We start from the raw sequence: 6,842 nt of genomic DNA, 5'->3' as shown, positions 1-6,842 counted from the left end.
ACCCGCTATACTTGCATTTTTGTGCCATGCGGCCTATGTGACTGACGGCCTTCGCTCCCACTCACGCGCAGTACCGGGAGGCGTGAATGCGTAGGCCCGGCGCGGGAACGAAGCCGGCCGGGTCACCGAAGGTCACAAGGGTTTGCAGATAACGTTCAAGAACGTATTGCTTATTCGCCGGCTCAATTCGGCCACGGCTCTTCTCGTATCCTGGATCAAATGTATGAGCGGAGCAGCAGAGGACAGGCACCAGGGTCTGTCGATGGGCAGGCCGACCATCCCGGCGCTTCCCGCTCCCACATCTGCCTTCCTGAAGAAAGGAAGCTTTTGTGCGTAGGCCGCAGGGGCATAAAACTCCTGCGGTTCACCGGGGCTACTGGCAACAAGGATTGAACAGCAGGATGTTCACCTGACCGCTTTCCCTTATCGCGGGTCGGACCTCGCTCATCGTTTCGCGCATCCGTTCTCCAAAATTGCCTTTCTTATCGATGGTTTCGCTGTTAAGTTGCACCAAGCCCCGCTCCCACTCTGGCATCCTACACCGGGGGGTCAGGGTGCGTAGCCCACAGGGAATGGCTATTCCTGTGATGCATCGGGGCTACTTTAATTGGTATGGAATATGGGCCCAAAAGGCACTATCTTCACTTTGGCTCTGGCTCAAATTTGTCGGCATACAGCTATCTTCATACGTGACCGGATTATGGGTATGTGGATGGCGATGAGCAGGAAACCGGTTCTGCTGGTGGGTGGCCGTCCACCCCAGGGTTCACTTTTTTTGAAAATGGCATTTCTAGTTGAGTGCCAAACTGCTACATTAGAAATATCCCCGCTCCCACTGCAGTTATCCCATATGGGGGGTTCTGGAGTGCGTAGATTGTCAGGTGTTAATGCATCTGGCATTCACCGGGGTGCATTTACTTTCTTAAAGCCGGTTAGAAGCCATGTCTCCCGGCGCCCATGACGCTCCAGCCTCAGGTTCGCTTGATAATCGCCGAGATCTAATACGGCGTTCCGTCTGCCCCTGGAAGTTGTGTCAAATCTAAGCTTTCCATTGGCAAGTATTCGTGGAAGCAATTCTCTGACAAAAGCTGTGCCATCGAGACCTTCAGCCGTTCGTTTTTCTTGAATATGCTTTAGCCCCCATCCACCCTGATACTCTTTCGCAGGATTGCCCGGCACGCCCAAATAAATGGTGATTTCTCCGAGGTCCTCTCGAAACAGTCTGCCCTTAGAAGGAACTCCGGTTTCAAGAACCGTTGCTATTTCGTCAGCAAACTCCTTTAACGTGGAGGTCGATCTTCGGTGGAAAGGAATACGCCGCCCACCGCCGCCAGACCTCAGCACCGATGGGTCCAAAGCGTGCCTGGCACCGCCCGTCGCCGTGAACGCCGTGCCGGTGCCGACCGCGAAGCCGCCGAGACCAAGGGCACGATCCAGATAGCTCCGCTCGTTCAGGATGCGATTGCCGACAGGCCTTCCATGCTGGGAGACGTTGCCGGCGTCGTCTTCCCTAACACCCGGTTGGTCCAACAAAGGCAGGTTATAGCGCCCTCGCGCGACATCGCCCGGAAGGGTTATGGCGTCCTTGGCCCCGGTCCAGATGTCCGACAGCAGGCGCGGCGTAGCCAAGGACAAGTCCCCCTGTCTGTCCCGATGCAGGGGCAAAATGAAACCCGTATGTCCATTCGAAGACTGCTCATAACTGCGAAGCGCATCGAGAGCTTTTGCCTGATCCGGTGCTTCGACCTCGAATGTCCCGCCCGGCGTTTCGATCTCGAATGCAGGCACTAGCGGATCCTCCGAATGCGTCTGCCATCGTCCAGGACAACCCAGCCATCATCCGCTTCGTCCTCAACCAGCTGAGGGGCATCAAAACCGGAGTCGGAGGGAAGCGGCTCGCGCGTAAGCCACGCTACCTCGGCGATGAGGGCCAGCCGGTCGGCAAACGAGAGGCCAAGAAATCTCGGATCGGGTTCGGTCACCGTCATTGCCTCGTTCAGGCCAAACGCCATGCGGCTTGTCTCGGCCATGCGGGCAAAGTCTTCAGGCGGGATTTTGGACACGCGGCGAAACTCGAGCGCCTGCCGGTCGTACGACTCGAGCGCCGGTACGCCGCCCCGGTTCGCGATCAGGACAAGCGAGCGGCCGCCATCGGCGGCCCGGTCGAAGAGGCCGATGCCGCCATCAGGCAGCAAAACAAGATCGCCGCGCCGGGGCTTGGTCGTCGCCGTTGCCCAGTCGCCCAACTGATAGGGGCGGCCCGGAGCAAGAAATGCCGCCGTCGTCACCGCCGCCTCGCCCGCCTCTCCGGCGGACCGTGACTGTCCGAACGCCTTCATCATGAAACGCTCGACGATCCGTGCGGCATCTTCATCGCCGCCGGTCAAGGACCGGGCGACATCGCCGGACTTCGTAAGAGCCGTGGAACCGCCCTCCCCGCCGCCCGCAGGCGATTGAAAGCCCAGCATCCCGTCCAGAAGCTGTTCCGGTTCGTTGCCCGCAATCCGCGATGCGGCGGTCCACGCCAGTTCCCTGTCAAACTCGGCCGCCTTTTGCCGCGCGCGCTCTTTCGGCAAAACAGACAGGTTGATCAGTTCGCCAAGCCGTTCCCGGGCGTCGGTGAAACTCTGCGGGGACGGATCGACATCGTCCAGAATGCCGGCCGCCAGACGATCCGTTTCGGCTTCGTAGAAGCCTGCCGATTGCTCACGCTCCGTTTCCGCCGCTCTTTGCAGCACCGGCTCGGCCCGCGCCAGAATGACGTCCCTGACCGCCGGTTGCTCCTCCGGCGAGAACATCGCGACGGCCTTGTCGATCGCCGGTTCCACGACCTCTCTTTTGTAGGTGTCGTAAAAACCCGCGCCGTCGGGTGTGATGGCTTCCAGGTGCTTCACAAAACCCTGCTTCAAGGCGGTTTGCGTATCGGCCACCGCGCGCACTTTTCCGAAATTTTGTTGCGCCTGCCGTCTTTGTTGCTGCCTTAGCTGCGGTTGGTTCTCGTCGGAAGCCCGCTGCCCGGCTCCGAACGGCAGTGATGCAATCGACCGCCCCAGCCCCTGCAGCGCGCCGCCGCGATGGTCATTGGCCTGGACGCGCGGCATCCCGCCGCGATCCGTATCGAGCGAACGCTGCGCCGTATAGATCGGTATGCGTGCCATGTTTATTTGATTCCTGACAAAAGCTTTCCGGCACCTGCGATCACCGGAGTCAGAAAGCCGATCGGCGCCGCCGACATGATCGAGCGGGCTTTTTTGCGGCTTTGCTGTGCCTGGAACTGCTCGTTCGATGCCCGCGCCTCTGCGCCGTAGCGGATCGCCTGAACATCCAGCGCGGCTTCCGCGGCGCTGTCGTCGATCACCGAGCCGGGGCTGCCCGAAAGCTGCACGCCGGAGGCGGCGAAATTCGCCACCTGCCGGCCGCGAAGCCGGCGCGCCTTGTCCATTGCCCGTGCGCCCTCGAATGCGCCGCGCTGACGCTCCATCGCCGCCTGGCGGTCGTGAAAACGGGCCTGCGCGCGCGCCGCCGCCGCATTGCTCCTTGAGCTCATCAGGCTTCCGATGCCCGAGACGATGCCTCCGATAAGGGGTGAACACATATCAGGGTTCTCCTTCGACTGATGCGACAATGCTTCTGATGGTGGCCGGATAGGCCCTGTCCGAACGCAGCACGACAACGCCGCCATTCGACCAGTTGTCTTCCGACGACAGGCTCTTGAAACCGGTGTAGAGCTGCCGCTCGCTGCCAAGCGTCTCACCCGTCTGCCGGAACAGGTAATCGAACTGCCGGGCCTTGGATCCCGCCTTGATGTAGCCGGTCTCCATGAGATCGAGCGCAACGGAAGCAAGGCGGGCGCGGCGGCCGATCGATGCGCCGTCCCGGTTGCCGGTCTGCGCCATGCGCAAGGTCTCGGCGCGGCTCTCATAGCGCAGTCCACAGGTAATTCTCGACGCCGCGATACCGCCCGGCAGGGTAAATGCGCCATTGCTCACAACTGCGTCGCCGATATCGACACCGTCGGCAAAGACGCCGACCGTCTCGCCCTCCAGATGTCCGGCCCCGGTGATGCTGGTCAAAGGGCTGCCGCTTTCGACGATTACGGCGCTGTCGAGAAAGACACCGTTCGCCACCGCCGCCCCCTCAAAGGGCATCTCCAGATATTCGACATAGCGGCGGGTCTGCCCATTGATGATGCGGCGGACGATCACCCAGAGCCGGTCGCCGCCCTCGACCGGCACGACACAGGCGCTCTCGACCGTGCCGTATGCTTCGCTTTGACCGCCGGCGATCCTGTGCCGCGAGGCGCCGACGACCTTCTGGGCCTTGTCATAGGTCGTGGCCGTCAGGGAGCCGTCATCGAGGCCACACCAGATAATGCCGTCCGGAAATTCCTGATAGGTCAGGAATTTGATGCCCGCCTTGAACGCGTGCGAGGAAAGCACGGTGAGTTCCGGCGACAGATAGCCGTTGACATCGAACGAATAGGAAAACTCGTGCAGCGCAGACCTGTGGAAGCCGCCATAGATGATTGTGTTTCCCACGGTTACGGGACGCACCTGCGCCGCCCCGGTCGTGGTCTGTTGCCTCTGCTGGATATTGGTCGAGGAAAAGGCTTCCGCGTTCGAGGCCGGTCCCAGCGTGCGCATCGAGCCGCTCGTCCCGATCACCAGATCGCTGGCCTCGCTGATAAACGAGATCGCATTCAGATGCCCGCCGGTCATGGTGATCGACATGCCGTCCGAGGCGACAACCGGTTCGCTTTCCCCGAAATTGCTGAACTGCAAAGACTTCGACAGCCAGACGGTTCGCGGCTGCGCCGCGGTCCGGCCGAAAGCAAGACGTTCCTGATAAAAGCCCACGGTGTGCGGCCAGCCGCTCTGATCGGACCAGGCCCCCAGCGCCCATATGACGATCGGCGATGTGTCCGGCAATGCGTGTCCATGTAACCGGATCTTGACGACCGTTGACGAAGTCCGCCCGGTGATCTCGGCCCAACGCCATCGCCCGTCACTGGCCAGCAGACGGATGTGACGGCCGACATCGTTCGGCTGGAAGCCCGTGTCTCCGTTTATTCCCACAGTTGAAGACGCCGTCAGAGTGAAGGGCGTCTGGTCGCTGGCCTTCTGGTGAATGGCCAGTTCGGCCATGACCGAGTTCAGAGCGTCCGCCCCGCCGCCGCCCGAGAAGTTCAGGCGGTAATATTCATAGGCCGTGCCGTTCTCGAACTCGAAGAACCGCGTTTCGGTTCCGGACCACCCGGATTCCCCTTCTCGGCTGTCAAGCGTGATCCAGTTGCTGCCGTCGTTCGAGCCCTGAAACTCCCACTGAGTGACGTAGTCTCCGTTTTGCGCCGCGTTGTTCGCCGCGGTCAGCCAATAGGCATCCGCCACCTTCCGCTCACCGCCGGGAAAACGATATTGAAGGTATCCGGTGGAACCGGCTGACATGACGATCTGATTGAGCTTCACCCGGTTGAACATCGCATAGGCGTTGGCCGCCCCGTTGCTCATGCTCACGGTCCCGCCCGGTGCCGTGTTGCCGGTCATTAGCGGCGTGATATGGCCCGTGTCGGCAGGCGTCAGCGTCGTCGACGTGGTGTTCTCCTCAAGATACGGCCCGTCCTGAAAACCGAACTGGGTGAAGGACCAGCTGGTTTCGGCCGAGCGCCGCAATTCGCGCGGCGCGTAGGAACCGTGCGTCATGTAGAGCACGTCAGCGCTCTGCGTATAGTCGATCGCATCGAGATCGCTCAGCGCGAATGGCGAGGCGATCTCATAGGGCGATCCGCCGTTGTGGACCTGCCCGCCCAGCGCAAAGAACCGGCAGTAACGGTCGCCATGCTCAACCGCATAGGCCTGGCTCTCGTTGAAGGTGAAGGGAAAGAGCCGGCACGCGTCACCGCTGTTCTTGACTTCCGCCACGAAGACCGTGCCCGAGCGGCGGCGGATGCCGCCCTGCTTGAGGACATAGAAGTTCTCGCACGTCGCCAGCCCCATGCGGTAGTGGTCGATATCGACGCGCCCGTGCAGTTCCGGCGCCAGCTCGCCGCGCGTGAAGGTCGCCTGGATCGGATAGACCGTCATGCTATCCCCTCACCGCGATCACGTCGCTGGTGTCGGCGCGTTCGAGCGAGCCCTGCATGCCGTCGATACGCCGCGCCCGCTTCAACTCGTCGTCGAAACGACCGGCGGCGAAGCGCGCATAGCTCGCCTTGCCGGTCACCGCATGGGCCATGTTGGCGGCAAGGAACGATGCAAAGGCCTTCACCGCCAATGGCGACCAGAGCCCCAGCGCCGCGACCCGCCGCACATAGCGGATCTTCAGCGGTGCCTTGGCGTCGGTCAGGATGTAGCCGCCCTCGATCTCATGCGCGATGTTCGGCCCGTCGAAACGGCCCCCGTCCTTCAACGGCAGGAGCCTCAGACAGTCACCGGGCAGCAGGTACTTGTAATCCCAGCCGAAAAACGGCGTCTCGGCGCTGGCGGCAAGAATTGCCCGGCTCACTGCGAAGTTCCACGGATGGGCGGCGAGGAACGCGTCGCGCAGCGCATCGAAATTACGCTTGAAACGCCGCGCATTCGGCTCGTCATCCCCGATGGAGCTGATCGGCCCTTCATGCAGGATATCGAGCGCCATGTTGCAGACGCCGGTTTCGGTCATCGCGGAAGTCATGAGCGGTTCCTAGAGCGAGTTGTGATTAGATTGAAGCATTTGACCGCGACGATTTTGGTCGCTGACAAGGCGGGTTGCGCGCCGTGGTGTTATCCCACCACAAGCGCGAGCCAACACAGTCAGAGGGCAAAATCGCCTGGCCCATTCATCTCTGAATTTCAACATGATCGTCC

5 protein-coding genes are annotated in these 6,842 nt (G+C 61.4%); all 5 read right to left on the bottom strand.

What is annotated here, in order from left to right:
• Window positions 1–900 precede the first annotated feature (900 nt).
• Genes AC5E6N_RS22505 through AC5E6N_RS22485 form a run of 5 tightly spaced genes read right to left on the bottom strand, consistent with a single transcriptional unit; the run spans window position 901 to window position 6,669 of the window.
• A complete protein-coding gene (locus tag AC5E6N_RS22505) occupies window positions 901–1,788 on the bottom strand; it encodes a hypothetical protein (protein ID WP_491749908.1) in 888 nt (295 codons plus the stop codon).
• Window positions 1,788–3,158, bottom strand: a complete 1,371-nt coding sequence (locus AC5E6N_RS22500) for a hypothetical protein (protein ID WP_491749907.1) — start codon at window positions 3,156–3,158, stop codon at window positions 1,788–1,790. The genes AC5E6N_RS22505 and AC5E6N_RS22500 overlap by 1 nt, the downstream gene beginning before the upstream one ends.
• 2 nt (window positions 3,159–3,160) lie before the next feature.
• Window positions 3,161–3,595 (bottom strand): hypothetical protein, encoded by a 435-nt coding sequence (locus AC5E6N_RS22495; RefSeq protein WP_491749906.1) that lies wholly within the window; start codon window positions 3,593–3,595, stop codon window positions 3,161–3,163.
• Window position 3,596: 1 nt separating this feature from the next.
• Window positions 3,597–6,080 (bottom strand): phage tail protein, encoded by a 2,484-nt coding sequence (locus AC5E6N_RS22490; RefSeq protein ID WP_491749905.1) that lies wholly within the window; start codon window positions 6,078–6,080, stop codon window positions 3,597–3,599.
• A 1-nt stretch (window position 6,081) separates the two neighbouring features.
• Entirely contained in the window at window positions 6,082–6,669 is a 588-nt protein-coding gene (locus tag AC5E6N_RS22485; protein WP_491749904.1) for a phage connector family protein, read from the bottom strand.
• Window positions 6,670–6,842: the final 173 nt, after the last annotated feature.

Source organism: Hoeflea sp. (assembly GCF_984452065.1).
Note: the sequence above shows the minus strand (reverse complement) of the source record. Positions and strands in the feature narration are given on the sequence as shown.